Here is a 13713-nt window from a genome sequence, read left to right as displayed (position 1 = left end):
TTTTAGTGGTTGGCCGCGCGCCGTGCGCCGGCCATGTGCAGCGCGGTGCGGATCGCTTCGGTCATGCTGCCGCAGTCGGCCAGCCCGAGGCCTTGCGCCGCGAGGTCGAGCGCGGTGCCGTGGTCGACCGAGGTGCGCACCAGCGGCAGGCCGAGCGTGATGTTGACGCCGCGCCCGAAGGTGGCGTACTTCAGTACCGGCAGGCCCTGGTCGTGGTACATCGCCAGCACGCAGTCGGCGTCCTTCAGGTAGCGCGGCTGGAACAGGGTGTCGGCCGGGTACGGGCCGCTGCAGTCGATGCCGCGTCCGCGCGCGGCCTCGATGGCGGGCGTGATCGTGTCGATCTCCTCGCGCCCCAGGTAGCCGCCCTCGCCCGCGTGCGGGTTCAGCCCCGTCACCAAAATGCGCGGCGCCTCGAGCCCGAACTTGGTCTTTAAATCGCGGTCGATGATGTCGAGCACCTGGGCCAGGCCGTCCGCGGTAATCGCAGCCGGCACGTCCTTCAGCGGCAGGTGGGTGGTGGCCAGCGCCACGCGCAGCGGCGGCTGGCCTTCGCCCGGCACGCCGGCCAGCATCATCACCACTTTGCGGGTCGCGGTTTTTTCGGCGAGGTATTCGGTGTGGCCGGAGAACGCCACGCCGGCGTCGTTGATGGTCGATTTCTGCAGCGGCGCGGTGACGATGGCGTCGAACCAGCCGGCCAGCACGCCTTCCACCGCGAGGTCGAGCGTGGCCAGCACGGCGCGGCCGTTGGCGGCGTCCAGGGTGCCGGGCACCACATGCGCTTCGACCGGCACATCGATGACGGCGATGCGGTCGGCGCCGAACTGCGGCAGGCCGCTGTTGCGCAGCGCCTGCACCGATAGCGCCGCCAGCTTGATGGAAGGGTCGATGTAGCTGGCGGTCAGCGCCAGGAAGGCGGCGTCGCCGATCAGCACGCAGTTGGCTTCGTGCCGCATGTCCCACGCGGCGCGAATCGAGATTTCAGGGCCGATGCCGGCCGGCTCGCCGGTAGTGACGGCGAGCGTGGGTCTTACAACGCCCGCCTGGCGCCGCGGCTCGGGAGCTTGGCGCTCATGCGGGACGGTGCTCATGCTTACTGCTCGTCGCGGAACTCGACGTAGGCGCGGTCGCGCACCTGGCGCGCCCAGTCCTCGGTCGCTTCGGCCAGCTTCTGCTCGCGGATCGCCTGGCGCGCCGCAGTGCGCTCGCGCTCCTTCGACTTGTCGTCGCTCTTGCGCTCAAGGACTTCGATCAGGTGGTAGCCATACTGGGTTTCGACCACGCCGCTGATTTCACCCGGTTTCAGGTCGTTCATGACGTTCTCGAATTCAGGCACGGTGTCGCCCGGGTACAGCCAACCGAGGTCGCCGCCCTTGCTGGCCGAGCCGTCGTTGGAGAACAGGCGCGCCAGTTCCTCGAACTTGGCGGCCTTGTTGTCGAGGCGCTCCTTCAGTTCCAGCAGCTTGCGCTTGGCGTCGTCCGCCGTCATGGTCGGGGTGACCTTGAGCAGGATGTGGCGCGCGCGCGTCTGCTGCACCACCGCCTCGGCGGATGCTTCAGCCGGGGTGCGCTTGTCGATCAGCTTGAGGATGTGGAAGGCGGTCGCCGACTTGATGATCGGGGTGACCTGGCCAGGCTTGAGCGGCGTCAAGGCCTTGGCGAACGCTTCCGGCAGGCGCTGCGAATCGAGCCAGCCGATCTCGCCGCCCTTGAGCGCGTCGCCGGCGTCGGAATAGGTGGCGGCGATTTTGGCGAAGTCGCCGCCGGTGCGCAGCTGGCGCGCGATTTCTTCGGCGCGTGCGCGGCGCGCGGCGATCTGCTCGGGCGAGGCGTTTTCAGGAATGCGCACACGGATCTGCGCCAGGTTCATCTCGACGCGTTCAGCCGCTGCGGCCTTGCGCGCCGCGAGGAAGGTGTCGACTTCGGCGTCGGACACCTGGATCTTGTTGTCGACTTCGTGCTGGCGCAGGCGCTGCAGCATCATCTCGCTGCGGATCTCTTCGCGGAATGCGGGGAAGGTAGTGCCTTCCTTTTCCAAGGCGTCGCGCAGCTGCTGCACGTTCATCTTCTGCTGCTCGGCGATGCCGCCGATGGCGCGGTCCAGCATGGCGTCGTCGACGCGCACGCCCATCTCCTTGGCCAGCTGGATCTGCGCGCGCTCGACGATCATCGATTCGATCACCTGGCGCTGCAGGTCGGCGCGGTCGGGAATCTGCGCGTTTGCTGCGCGCATGCGCTGTATCACGGCCTCGACCCGCTTGGCCACTTCGTTCCTCGTGATGACTTCGTCGTTGACCACCACCGCGATCGAATCGATCACGTTAGCCGAGCTCGACGCCGGCGGCAAAAAGCCCGACGATGGTTTGGCTGCAGGCGCGGTGGCCTGGGCGGCTACCTGGCCGGCGGACAGGGCGCACAGCAGGACAGCTGCGATCTTGAGTTGGTGCATACTGACTTTACGCATAATCTGGGAAGCACTCATGTTCAGGTGAATGAAAAAATCGATTGTGCTGCTTAGCGGCCGTAGCCAGGGTTCAGCCTCGAATAGCCGGGAATACTCTTGTAGAACGATTCGAGCGGATTACCGAAGCCGAGCTTCGACAGGCCGTTCAGCTCAAGCTGGAAGAAGATCGGCGTCGAGGTATTGCGCAAGGTGGTCACGAAGCGCTGCGCGCCCATCCGGAACACCCAGCAGTCGGCACGATACTCGAGACCGAGCAGGCTCTCAAGGATCTTGTGATCCCTGACAGAATAACTTACCCGGCCAACGCCATACCAGCGCATCGACAGCGGCCATTGCGACGACAGGTCGATGTTCTTGAAGGTGTCGCGCAGGTAGCGGTACTCCGCGTTGATCACCTTCTTGTCGCCCGGGCGCCACTGCACGCCGTAGTTCGAACTGAAGGTCTGCTTCGCGCTGTAGTCGTATTGTACTGCGCTGTCGAAGCCCCAGTTATCGTCGATGCGCCCGGACGCCGCCACCAGCAGGTCGGAGCGGCGGTCGTCGCGCGGCTGGCTCGGGTTGAGCAGCACGCGCTGGTCGCGGAAGTAGAAGCGCTGGCCGAGGGCCAGTCGCAGGCGCTCGGCGCCGTTTTCTTCGATGAAGCGCGAGGTCACCGCCGCCGTCACCTGGTTGGCGTCGGCCACGCGGTCCGATCCGATGAAGCGGTTCTCGCTGAAGATCTGGGCGAAATTAAAGCCTGCCTCCGCCGTATCGAACAGCGGGAACATGCTCTGGTCCTTGTACGGCGTGTACACGTAGAACAGGCGCGGCTCCAGCGTTTGCGTGATGTTCTTTCCGAACAGCGTGGTATCGCGCTCGTAGATCAGGCCACTGTCCAGCGAGAAGGTCGGCAGCGTGCGGGTGAGCGTGCGCGAAGCGCCGCCGACCGTATCGACATCGTATTTGCTGCTGTGGACGATCAGCTTGGGCGTGACGAAGTAGCCCGGGCGGATGAACGGGTAGCTGACCTGCGGGATCGCCACGGCGCGGTTACCGGTCTGGAAATCAGGGTGCGAGAAGCGCACCAGTTCGGCGTCGAGCGCCCAGTCGAAACCGCCGACGTCATAGCGGCCGGCGTGGAAGTTAACCTGCGGCAGGCGGTCGTACGGGCGGATCACGGTGAGGCTTGGATCGGTGGCCGCGGCCGGGTCCTGCAGGATCTGGTAGTTCTGCGCGCGCGCCGTCAGGCTCCAGTACTGGCTGACGTAATCGGTGCGGATCTCGCGCAGCAGCTGGCGCTCGGCGCTGGTCGAAATCGACTGCGAAAAGTCGCTCGGATATTCATCGTCGGACGCGGCGCGGATGTTCCAGCCGAACGACAGGCCCTTGGCCAGCGCCTGCGAGTGGTTCGAATTGACCAGCCAGCGGTCGGTCTTGGTTTCCTTGTCGTTGAGCAGGAATTCCAGGTGGGTCTCGCCGCCGTACCAGCCGGCCCCGGTTTCGCCGATGTAGCGGCCGGTGGCGCCCATCTGCAGGCCGCGGTCAAGCATCAGGCGCGGGTACAGCGTCAGGTCGCGGTTGGGCGCGATGTTGAAGTAGTAAGGCACCATCACTTCGGCGGCGCCCTTGGAGCCGAAGCCCACGCTTGGCGGCAGCCAGCCGGAGCGGCGCGCGCCCGACAGCGAGAACGACAGCGCCGGCGTGCCGAGGATGGGCACATCCTTGAAGTAGACCACGGTGCCGCTGGCGACGCCGACATCGCGGCCCGCATCGAGGCGCAGCGTGTTGGCCTTCAGGTACCAGTCCGGGTTCAGGCCTTCGCAGGTGCTGTAGGTGGCGTTGGTGACGACCGCCTCGTCCTGGCTGATGAAGTCGAGCCGGTCGGCGCCGCCCTGGGCGTTGTTCATCTGGAGCTTGTAGGTCGGGTTGAGCACATAGCCCTTGCCCGAACTGAGGTTCAGCTTCAATTCGTCGCCAGTGTAGCGGTCGCCGAAGCGCTGCATGAATACATTGCCGCGCGCCGATACTTCGTCTTCCACCTGCAGGTAGCAGGCGGTGTCCGATGTCAGGCGCATCTGGCCGCGTGTCAGTTCGACATTGCGGTTCAGGTTGATCTCTCGGTCGGGACGGCCGGTGATCTCCTCGGCCTGCACCGTCACCGGTGCGTTGGGGTCTTCGGTGTTCGATGGCGAAGCGGCGGTCTGGGCGTGCGCCGGCACCGCGGTGGCGGTGACGATCGCTGTCAGGGCGAATACCCAACGTTGCGAGGGTGGGGGAGCCAAAAACCAGCTCATGAAAAGATGCGTTCAAACACCATGACAGGCGCTTTTTTGAGTTTAATCCCTTATTATATGGGATTGTGTCACTCAACCGGATTCCACAGGCCTGCTTCATGTCTTTAATGTCATCAAATACCCCCGCACCCAAGCCAGACGCCCGCCTGGAACAGCTTTCCGCATGGCTGGGCACGCTTAACCTGGTGCAGGTCGAGACCAAGCGCCCTGCCTCGTCCGACGCCAGCTTCCGCCGTTATTTCCGCTTGGATGTTGTGCCGGAACTACGTGAGAAACTTGGCAACACCCTCATCGCCATGGACGCCCCGCCCGAGCGCGAGAACGTGCCGGCGTTTATCCATGTGCAAGGCCTGCTGCTGGAAGCCGGCGTCACCGTGCCGGCCATCGTGGCGCAGGACGTCCCTAACGGTTTCCTGCTGCTGTCGGACCTCGGCACCACCACTTACCTGCAGCGCCTCGATATCGACAACGCGCCGTTCATGTATTCGGACGCGGTCGACGCGCTGGTCCAGTTCCAGCTGCACAGCAAGCCGGACGTGCTGCCAAATTACGACCGCGCCTTCGTCGAGCGCGAACTGAACCTGTTCCCTGAATGGTTCGTCGGCAAGCACCTCGGCATCGAGATGACACCCGAGCAAAGCAAACAGCTGAATGGCGTGTTCGAAGCGATCATCGCCAACGTGCTGGCGCAGCCGCAGGTGTTCATGCACCGCGATTTCCATTCGCGTAACCTGATGTTCCTCGACCAGGGCAACCCTGGCGTGCTGGACTTCCAGGACGCCGTGTTCGGCCCGGTCACCTACGACCTCGGTTCGCTGCTGCGCGACGCCTACATCCAGTGGGATGAGGAAGTGGTGCTGGACTGGGTGGTGCGCTACTGGCAGCGCGCCAAGCAGGTGGGACTGCCGGTCAACCCGGACATCGACGCGTTCTACCGCGACTTCGAGTTCATGGCCCTGCAGCGCCACCTGAAAATCCTCGGCATCTTCTGCCGCCTGAATTACCGCGATGGCAAATCGATCTACATGGGCGATTTGCCAACCGTGACCGACTACGTGCGCAAGACGGCCAACCGCTACACTGTGCTCAAACCGCTGGTGCGCCTGCTCGACACGTTCGAGGACAAGGCGCCGCAGGTCGGCTACACCTTCTGACAGCAAGGCATCGATGAAAGCCATGATTTTTGCCGCCGGGCGCGGCGAGCGTATGCGTCCGCTGACGGACACCTGCCCCAAGCCGCTGCTGAAAGTGCGCGGCCGCCCGCTCATCACGTGGCACGTGCTGAACCTGGTGCGCGCCGGGATCACCGAGATCGTCATCAACCACGCCCACCTCGGCCACATGATCGAGGAAGAACTGGGCGACGGCAGCAAGTACGGCGCGCGCATCGCCTACTCGCGCGAGGAAACCGCGCTTGAAACGGCCGGCGGCATCGCCAACGCGCTGCACCTGCTGGGCGACGAGCCCTTCGTGGCGGTGTCGGGCGATATCTACTGCCCTTACTTCGACTTCGAGCAGGTCAAGGACGTGCTGGCGGAGAAGGACGCGCTGGGCAATCCCTACCCGGTTGACCAACGCGACGCCTGCTGGCTGTACCTGACTCCGAACCCGTGGCACAACCCGGAAGGCGACTTCGCGCTCACCATGTATTCGGTGGCGAACGAAGGCACGCCGAAGTGGAACTTTGCGAACATCGGCGTCTACCGTCCCGAGATGTTCGCCGACATCAAGCCGGGCGAGAAAGCGCGCCTGGGTACGCTGATGCGCGATTACGCCGACCGCGGCCTGGTCGGCGGCGAAGTGTACAAGGGCGAGTGGGTCAACGTCGGCACCATCGGCCAGCTCGAAGAGCTCAACGCGCCACTCGCAAAAAAGGCAAGCGCTTGAAACACCATGCGGCACGGCGGGAACGGCTATGCGGGCAGATGCCCGCAGGCGCAGTTGCAATCCTCGCCACCGCGCCTGAAGTGCAGCGCAATGCCGACAGCGACTACCCGTACCGCCACGACAGCTATTTCTATTACCTGACCGGCTTTGCCGAGCCGGAGAGCGTGGTGGTGCTGGTGGCCGCGCAAGGCGCCAGGCCGGCGCGTTCGATCCTGTTCTGCCGCCAGAAAAACGCCGAGCGCGAAATTTGGGATGGCTTCCGCCATGGCCCGGAAGCTGCGCGCGAAGCCTTCGGTTTCGACGAAGCCTTTGCCATCGACGACATCGACAGCGAGTTGCCAAAGCTGCTGGCCAATGCCCCTGCCCTCTACTGCCCGCTGGCGCACAGCGCCGCATTCGACGCGCGCATCAAAGGCTGGATGGACAAGGTGCGCAGCCAGTCCCGAAGCGGCGTCACCGCCCCTGCCAGCGTGCACGACCTCCTGGCGCTGCTCGATGAGATGCGTCTATTTAAGGATGATCACGAACAGGCGCTGATGCAGCGCGCCGCCGATATTTCGGGCCGTGCGCATGAACGCGCGATGCGCGCCACCCGTCCTGGCATGTTCGAGTATGAAATCGAAGCCGAGCTGCTGCACGAGTTCCGCCGCAGCGGCGCGCAATCGCCCGCGTACCCGTCGATAGTGGCGTCGGGCGCGCATGCCTGCGTACTGCACTACAACGCGAACAATGCGCAGATGCGCGACGGCGACCTGGTGCTGATCGACGCAGGCTGCGAACTGGATAGCTACGCGTCGGACATCACCCGCACCTGGCCGGTGAACGGGCGCTTTAGCGAGCCGCAAAAGCAGCTGTACGAACTGGTGCTGGCGGCGCAGGCGGCCGCACTGGCCGCCATCGTTCCCGGCCGGCGCTACAGCGCCATCCACGACGCCGCACTGAAGGTGCTCGCGCAGGGCATGCTCGACTTCGGCCTGCTCGACAAGTCCAGCTTCGGCAACGTCGACGACGTGATCGCCCAGCGCGCCTTCGCGCAGTTCTACATGCACGGCACCGGACACTGGCTCGGGCTCGACGTGCACGACGCCGGCGCCTACCGCAACGTCACGCTGGAAGACCGGCCGTCGCGCATCCTGCAGCCGGGGATGGCGCTGACCGTGGAGCCGGGCATCTACGTGCGTCCCGCGCCTGGCGTTCCCGAACAGTTCTGGAACATCGGCATCCGCATCGAGGACGACGTCGTGGTCACGCCAGGTGGCCATCATATCCTCAGCGGCACGGCGCCGAAGCTGGTCGCCGATATCGAGAAGGCGATGCAACACGGATGATGGAAGTAACAGACAACAAGCTTGACATCGCGATCTGCGGCGCCGGCCCGGTCGGCATGGCGCTGGCGGCATTGCTGGCCAGGCGCGGAATGGACCCGCAGAAAATCGGGCTGCTCGACGCCAAACCGCTGGCGCTGTCGCTGGCCGATCCGCGCTCGATCGCGCTGTCGTACGGCAGCCGCCAGCTACTCGAAGCTGTTGGCGCATGGCCGGTGCAATCGACGCCGATCCATGAAATCCATGTGTCGCGCCGCGGCCACTTAGGCCGCAGCATGATCGACCGCGGCGACCACAAGGTGCCCGCGCTGGGCTACGTGGCCCGCTACGGCGACGTGGTTGGCGTGCTGGCCTCGGTGTGCGATAGCCTCGGCATCCACGTCACGCGCCCTGCGCGCGTGGCCGGCATGGCGGAAAACGATGATGGCGTGGTGCTGCAGCTGGAGGACGGACGCGAAGTTGGCGCCGCGCTCGCGGTGCAGGCCGAAGGCGGCGTGTTCGGCGCGCAGGAAGCGCGTGCGCGCGTGCGCGACTATGGCCAGACTGCCGTGATTGCCCGCGTCAGCACCAATGCCCCCGTTGCCCACCGCGCCTACGAACGCTTCACCGAGGAAGGGCCGCTCGCCCTGCTGCCGCAGGATGGATCCGACGGCCAGCAGTACGCGCTGGTGTGGTGCGTGCGCCCGGAACGCGCGCAAGTGCTGATGGCGCTCGACGATACCGAATTCTTGTCCCAGCTTGGCCAGGCATTCGGCACCCGGCTTGGCCGCTTTGCCGGCGCGACCCGGCGCGTGGCGTATCCGCTGGGGCTCAATGCGGACGCACCTGCCACCGCGCGCACTGTCGCTATCGGCAATGCCGCCCAGACGCTGCATCCGGTGGCCGGCCAGGGCCTGAACCTGGGCCTGCGCGACGCGGCCGTGCTGGCGCGCCTGCTCGCACGCGAAGCGACCCCTGGCGCACTGGTGCAGTTTGCCGCCGAGCGCCGGCGCGACCGCGGCCTGGTGGTCGGGCTCACCGACACGATGGCGCGTGTGTTTGCCAGCGGCGGCGCCTCGCAGGGGCTGCTCGGCCTTGCCCTGGGCGTGCTTGACACCGTCAAGCCAGCGCGCACCCTGCTGGCCGAGACCATGATGTTCGGGCATCGCGCGCCCTGATTCTTGCGGCGGTGGGAAAATAGCAAGACTATTCCACCTCGCCGACGCCATGTCCAACGCCCTGCCCACATCACTGATGTCGGCCCTCATTGAAGAGTCGCTCGACGCAGTGCTCATCATCGATGAGCACTGCCGCATCCGTTACGCCAACCAGTCGCTGCAGACGCTGTGCGGCTGTACCGAGTCGGAGTTGATGGGCCAGCCGCTGGAGGCGCTGCTGCCCGGCGCCACCGCCCCTTACCACACCGATTATGTGCGCGAGTATGCAATACGGCATAAGAGCGGCACAGCCATCCCGGTCGAAATGAAGGCGCTCGACCTGGGCGAGCATGATGGATTGCGCTACTTCGGCGCCTTCCTGGAAGACCTGCGTCCGCGCCGGCGCATGGAGGAACAAAACGAGGCGCTGCTGGCGCGGCTTGAACAGGAAGCGATGACCGATGTGCTGACCGGGATCGCGAACCGGCGCGCGTTCGAAGCGGAAGCAGCGCAGATGATGGCGCGGTCACGGCGCACCGGGAAACCAGTCGCCGTCGGCATCGCCGATATCGACCACTTCAAGAACATCAACGACGAGCATGGGCACCCGGTGGGGGATATCGTGCTGCGTACGGTCGCCTCGCGGATCGTCGACGCCGCGCGGGCGACCGATTTTGTGGCGCGTATCGGCGGGGAGGAGTTCGGCCTGCTGTTCCCGGAGACGCCGCCCGAGACCGCGATCGGCATCGCACAGCGCATTCGCGAGGCGGTTGCCGCAAGTCCGATTCCGGCCGACGGCGCGGAAATGCCCGCGACCATCAGTATTGGGCTTGCCACCATGACGCCCGGAAGCGAACTGGATGACGCGCTGGCCAGTGCCGACAGCGCGCTGTACACCGCCAAGAACGGCGGGCGCAACCGCGTCGAGGCAGCATGAAGGAATGGGCGGATAAGCGAAGCGCATCCGCCGAACGTTTGCTTACTCGACGGCCTTCACCATCGACTCCAGCACCTTCTTCGCGTCGCCAAACACCATCATCGTGTTCGGCTGGTAGAACAGGTCGTTGTCGAGGCCCGCATAGCCGGACGCCATCGAGCGCTTGTTGACGATGATGCTCTTGGCCTTGTACGCCTCGAGGATCGGCATGCCGGCAATCGGCGACTTGGGGTCCTTGGCCGCCGGGTTCACGACGTCGTTCGCGCCCAGCACCAGCACCACGTCGGTCTGCCCGAATTCGCCATTGATGTCCTCCATCTCGAACACCTGGTCATACGGCACCTCGGCTTCGGCCAGCAGCACGTTCATGTGGCCAGGCATGCGGCCAGCAACCGGGTGGATCGCGTACTTCACGTTGACGCCCTGGTGGGTCAGTTTTTCAACCAGCTCCTTGAGCGCATGCTGCGCCCGCGCCACCGCCAGGCCGTAGCCCGGGACGATGATGACGGATTCGGCATTGCTCATGATGAAGGCCGCATCGTCGGCCGAGCCGGATTTGACCGGGCGCTGTTCCTGCGCCGCGCCGCCTGCCGCTGCGGCCTCGCCGCCGAAGCCGCCCAAAATCACATTGAAGAACGACCGGTTCATCGCCTTGCACATGATGTACGACAGGATCGCACCGCTTGACCCGACGAGCGAGCCTGCGATGATCAGCATCGAGTTATTGAGCGAGAAGCCGATGCCTGCGGCGGCCCAGCCCGAGTAGCTGTTGAGCATCGACACCACCACCGGCATATCCGCGCCGCCAATCGGGATGATGATCAGCACGCCCAGGATGAACGACAGGATGGCCATGATGACGAACGGCGTCCATGCCGGTTCGGCGCCTTCGGAGAAGCAGAACATCAGTCCCAGCACCACGATCGCGATGGCGATGCCGAGGTTGACCATGTGCTGGCCGGGGAAGCTGACCGGCGCGCCCTGGAACAGGCGGAATTTGTACTTGCCCGACAGCTTGCCGAAGGCGATCACCGATCCGGAGAAGGTGACTGCGCCCACAAACGTACCGATGAACAGTTCGAGGCGGTTACCGAATGGCAGTGCGACGCCGCGCTCGGTGATCTGGAATACCCATGGCTCCGACACCACCGCGACCGCGATGCAGACTGCGGCCAGGCCGATCAGCGAGTGCATTGCCGCGACCAGTTCAGGCATCTTGGTCATCTCGACCTTCTTGGCTGCGAACGCGCCGATGCCGCCGCCGACCACCAGGCCGAGGATGACAAGGCCGTAGCCCATCGTCCCGGTGGCCATTTCGGCTTTTAGTTTGAGGATCAGCGCCACGGTGGTGACGGTGGCAATCGCCATGCCGGTCATGCCGAAGGCGTTGCCGGCGCGCGCCGTGGATGGCGAGGACAGGCCCTTGAGCGCCTGGATGAAGCAGACCGACGCCACCAGGTACAGCAGCGTCACCAGATTCATGCTGATGAAGTTCATGCCTGGTCTCCCGCTTTAGCTTTCGGCTCTTTTTTCTTGAACATCTCGAGCATGCGCTGGGTGACGAGGAAGCCGCCGAACACATTGACGGCGGCCAGCGCCACCGCGACCGTGCCGGCCACCTGCCCAAGCAGGCCCTCGGTGAGCGCGGCGGCCAGCATGGCGCCGACGATGATGATCGCGGAGATCGCGTTGGTGACTGCCATCAGCGGCGTATGCAGCGCCGGGGTGACGGTCCAGACGACGTGGTAGCCGACATAAATGGCCAGCACGAAGATGATCAGGTTGATGATGGTGTGGCTGATTTCCATGTGAAGTCCTGTCCTTGTTATTTACGCAGCACGTCGCCGCCGGCACACACCAGCGTCGCTTTCAGGATCTCGTCCTCGCGGTCGATCACTAAATTTTCGTCCTTGTCGATGACCAGCTTGAGGAAGTCGAGCACGTTGCGCGCGTAGAGCGCCGACGCGTCGGCCGCCACCAGCGTGGCCAGGTTAGGCTCGCCGACGATCGATACGCCATGCTTGACCACCGTCTTGTTCAGCTCCGACAGCGGGCAGTTGCCGCCCTGTTCGACAGCCAGGTCGACGATCACCGAGCCTGGCTTCATCGCCTTGACGGTGTCTTCGGAGATGAGCACAGGCGCCGGACGGCCCGGAATCAGGGCGGTGGTGATGATGATGTCGGCCAGCTTGGCGCGCTCGTGCACCAGTTCGGCCTGGCGGCGCATCCAGTCGGCCGGCATCGCGCGCGCGTAGCCGCCGGCTCCCTGGGCGATTTCCTTTTCTTCGTCGGTCAGGTAAGGCACGTCGATGAACTTGGCGCCCAGCGACTCGACCTGCTCTTTTACAGGCGGCCGTACATCCGACGCTTCGATCACGGCGCCCAGGCGCTTGGCGGTGGCGATGGCCTGCAGGCCGGCGACGCCCACGCCCATGATCAGCACGCGCGCCGCTTTCACGGTGCCCGCAGCTGTCATCAGCATCGGCATGAAGCGCTGGTAGGTATTCGCTGCGACCATCACGGCCTTGTAGCCCGCGATGTTGGCTTGGGAGGAGAGAACGTCCATCGACTGCGCCCGCGTGATGCGCGGCACGGCTTCGAGGGCGAACGCGGTCAGGCCGGATGCGGCCATGGCGGCAGTGTTCTCTGCATCGAAAGGATTGAGCATACCGATCAGGACGGCCCCCTGCTTCATCAGCGCGCGTTCGCCGGCATCGGGCGCGCGCACCTTGAGCACCACGTCGCAGCCGAAGGCGTCTGCCGCGCTGCCGATGGTGGCGCCCGCCGCTACGTACGCTTCGTCGACGACGGAGGCGGCTACGCCCGCGCCGGCCTGCACGACGACCTGGTGCTTTGCCGCGAGCTTCTTGACTATCTCGGGAGTTGCGGCGACCCGGGTTTCGCCCGCCCGCGTTTCGGCGGGGATGCCTATCCTCATAAATGCCTCCGTGAAATGATTTGATTGATAAGATAGTACACGGAAATTGTTAATACAAAATGCCGCAACCTTAATCAAAGGGCAATCCGCGATTTTCATGCCGCACGTGTTCCACAGCCAGCGGAATCTCGCCAAATCTTGTATCAGATCAACCCTCCATCCCATGCAAATCGCATAACACGCGTGCGCGTGAGCAACTGATGCGGGGCCAAGGTAGAATGTCGGCTTCAATTTTGAGGGGCGCACATGCCACACACCTGGAGACCGTCAGTTACCGTCGCCGCGATCATCGAGCGCGACGGCCGTTTTTTGCTGATTGAAGAAGAGACCAGTGAAGGCGTGCGTCTCAACCAGCCCGCCGGTCACCTCGACCCGTACGAGACGCTTGAACAAGCGGTGATCCGCGAAGTGATGGAAGAGACGGCGCACGAGTTCATCCCGCACGCGCTGGTCGGCATGTACATGTCGCGCTACACCTCGAAGCGGCGCGGCACCGACGTCACCTACCTGCGCTTCACCTTCTGCGGCGTGGCGGGCAAGGAATACGACCAGCCGCTCGACCACGGCATCCTGCGCACGATGTGGATGACGCGCGACGAAATCGCCGCCTGCCCCGAACGCCACCGCAGCCCGATCGTGCTCACCTGCGTCGACGACTACCTGGCCGGCAAGCGCACCGCGCTGGACCTGCTGCATACCCACTCCTCGGTATTCGAGGGCGGGCTTTCACTAAAAACGGATGTGACCTGA

At 64.7% G+C, this 13713-nt stretch carries 12 protein-coding genes; 6 read left to right on the top strand and 6 right to left on the bottom strand.

Annotation, left to right across the window (positions count from 1 at the left end):
* Positions 1–2: 2 nt before the first annotated feature.
* The 3 genes from pdxA to LMJ30_RS19230 form a co-directional block, all read right to left on the bottom strand.
* Entirely contained in the window at positions 3–1094 is a 1092-nt protein-coding gene (gene pdxA, locus LMJ30_RS19240; protein ID WP_229434184.1) for a 4-hydroxythreonine-4-phosphate dehydrogenase PdxA, read from the bottom strand.
* Between the two features lie 2 nt (positions 1095–1096).
* Positions 1097–2452, bottom strand: a complete 1356-nt coding sequence (locus LMJ30_RS19235) for a peptidylprolyl isomerase (protein ID WP_229434183.1) — start codon at positions 2450–2452, stop codon at positions 1097–1099.
* Between the two features lie 65 nt (positions 2453–2517).
* Entirely contained in the window at positions 2518–4740 is a 2223-nt protein-coding gene (locus tag LMJ30_RS19230; protein ID WP_229434182.1) for an LPS-assembly protein LptD, read from the bottom strand.
* A 98-nt stretch (positions 4741–4838) separates the two neighbouring features.
* Here LMJ30_RS19230 and LMJ30_RS19225 point away from each other — a divergent pair, with 98 nt between their 5' ends.
* The 5 genes from LMJ30_RS19225 to LMJ30_RS19205 are packed head-to-tail and all read left to right on the top strand — an operon-like array spanning position 4839 to position 10025.
* A complete protein-coding gene (locus LMJ30_RS19225) occupies positions 4839–5894 on the top strand; it encodes an aminoglycoside phosphotransferase family protein (RefSeq protein ID WP_229434181.1) in 1056 nt (351 codons plus the stop codon).
* Between the two features lie 13 nt (positions 5895–5907).
* Positions 5908–6627: an N-acetylmuramate alpha-1-phosphate uridylyltransferase MurU gene (gene murU / locus LMJ30_RS19220; protein WP_229434180.1), complete on the top strand. Its 720-nt coding sequence runs from the start codon at positions 5908–5910 to the stop codon at positions 6625–6627.
* Positions 6624–7955: a Xaa-Pro aminopeptidase gene (gene pepP, locus LMJ30_RS19215; protein WP_267869731.1), complete on the top strand. Its 1332-nt coding sequence runs from the start codon at positions 6624–6626 to the stop codon at positions 7953–7955. The genes murU and pepP overlap by 4 nt, the downstream gene beginning before the upstream one ends.
* Entirely contained in the window at positions 7955–9109 is a 1155-nt protein-coding gene (locus tag LMJ30_RS19210) for an FAD-dependent monooxygenase (RefSeq protein ID WP_371873067.1), read from the top strand. Before pepP ends, LMJ30_RS19210 begins: the two co-directional genes overlap by 1 nt.
* Before the next feature lie 49 nt (positions 9110–9158).
* A complete protein-coding gene (locus LMJ30_RS19205; protein ID WP_229434177.1) occupies positions 9159–10025 on the top strand; it encodes a sensor domain-containing diguanylate cyclase in 867 nt (288 codons plus the stop codon).
* Between the two features lie 42 nt (positions 10026–10067).
* On the opposite strand, the gene LMJ30_RS19200 is transcribed toward LMJ30_RS19205, so the two are convergent.
* The 3 genes from LMJ30_RS19200 to LMJ30_RS19190 are packed head-to-tail and all read right to left on the bottom strand — an operon-like array spanning position 10068 to position 12963.
* Positions 10068–11522 (bottom strand): NAD(P)(+) transhydrogenase (Re/Si-specific) subunit beta, encoded by a 1455-nt coding sequence (locus LMJ30_RS19200; RefSeq protein ID WP_229434176.1) that lies wholly within the window; start codon positions 11520–11522, stop codon positions 10068–10070.
* A complete protein-coding gene (locus LMJ30_RS19195; RefSeq protein WP_229434175.1) occupies positions 11519–11833 on the bottom strand; it encodes an NAD(P) transhydrogenase subunit alpha part 2 in 315 nt (104 codons plus the stop codon). Before LMJ30_RS19195 ends, LMJ30_RS19200 begins: the two co-directional genes overlap by 4 nt.
* Positions 11834–11850: 17 nt before the next feature.
* On the bottom strand, positions 11851–12963 hold the full coding sequence (locus LMJ30_RS19190) for a Re/Si-specific NAD(P)(+) transhydrogenase subunit alpha (protein ID WP_229434174.1): 1113 nt from the start codon (positions 12961–12963) through the stop codon (positions 11851–11853).
* Between the two features lie 246 nt (positions 12964–13209).
* On the opposite strand from LMJ30_RS19190, the gene LMJ30_RS19185 reads away from it, so the two are divergent.
* Positions 13210–13713, top strand: a complete 504-nt coding sequence (locus LMJ30_RS19185) for an NUDIX hydrolase (protein ID WP_229434168.1) — start codon at positions 13210–13212, stop codon at positions 13711–13713.

This window comes from Massilia agrisoli (assembly GCF_020831365.1).
Lineage (GTDB): Bacteria > Pseudomonadota > Gammaproteobacteria > Burkholderiales > Burkholderiaceae_D > Telluria_A > Telluria_A agrisoli.
This window is presented reverse-complemented; position numbering and strand designations above follow the sequence as displayed.

What these genes read in the sequence shown, in the direction of transcription:
- murU (WP_229434180.1), top strand. Translation starts at nt 5,908, where the DNA reads ATGAAAGCCATGATTTTTGCCGCCGGGCGCGGCGAGCGTATGCGTCCG.
- LMJ30_RS19225 (WP_229434181.1), top strand. Translation starts at nt 4,839, where the DNA reads ATGTCTTTAATGTCATCAAATACCCCCGCACCCAAGCCAGACGCCCGC.
- LMJ30_RS19185 (WP_229434168.1), top strand. Translation starts at nt 13,210, where the DNA reads ATGCCACACACCTGGAGACCGTCAGTTACCGTCGCCGCGATCATCGAG.
- LMJ30_RS19235 (WP_229434183.1), bottom strand. Translation starts at nt 2,452, where the DNA reads ATGCACCAACTCAAGATCGCAGCTGTCCTGCTGTGCGCCCTGTCCGCC.
- pdxA (WP_229434184.1), bottom strand. Translation starts at nt 1,094, where the DNA reads ATGAGCACCGTCCCGCATGAGCGCCAAGCTCCCGAGCCGCGGCGCCAG.
- LMJ30_RS19200 (WP_229434176.1), bottom strand. Translation starts at nt 11,522, where the DNA reads ATGAACTTCATCAGCATGAATCTGGTGACGCTGCTGTACCTGGTGGCG.
- LMJ30_RS19195 (WP_229434175.1), bottom strand. Translation starts at nt 11,833, where the DNA reads ATGGAAATCAGCCACACCATCATCAACCTGATCATCTTCGTGCTGGCC.
- LMJ30_RS19205 (WP_229434177.1), top strand. Translation starts at nt 9,159, where the DNA reads ATGTCCAACGCCCTGCCCACATCACTGATGTCGGCCCTCATTGAAGAG.
- LMJ30_RS19230 (WP_229434182.1), bottom strand. Translation starts at nt 4,740, where the DNA reads ATGAGCTGGTTTTTGGCTCCCCCACCCTCGCAACGTTGGGTATTCGCC.
- LMJ30_RS19210 (WP_371873067.1), top strand. Translation starts at nt 7,955, where the DNA reads ATGGAAGTAACAGACAACAAGCTTGACATCGCGATCTGCGGCGCCGGC.
- LMJ30_RS19190 (WP_229434174.1), bottom strand. Translation starts at nt 12,963, where the DNA reads ATGAGGATAGGCATCCCCGCCGAAACGCGGGCGGGCGAAACCCGGGTC.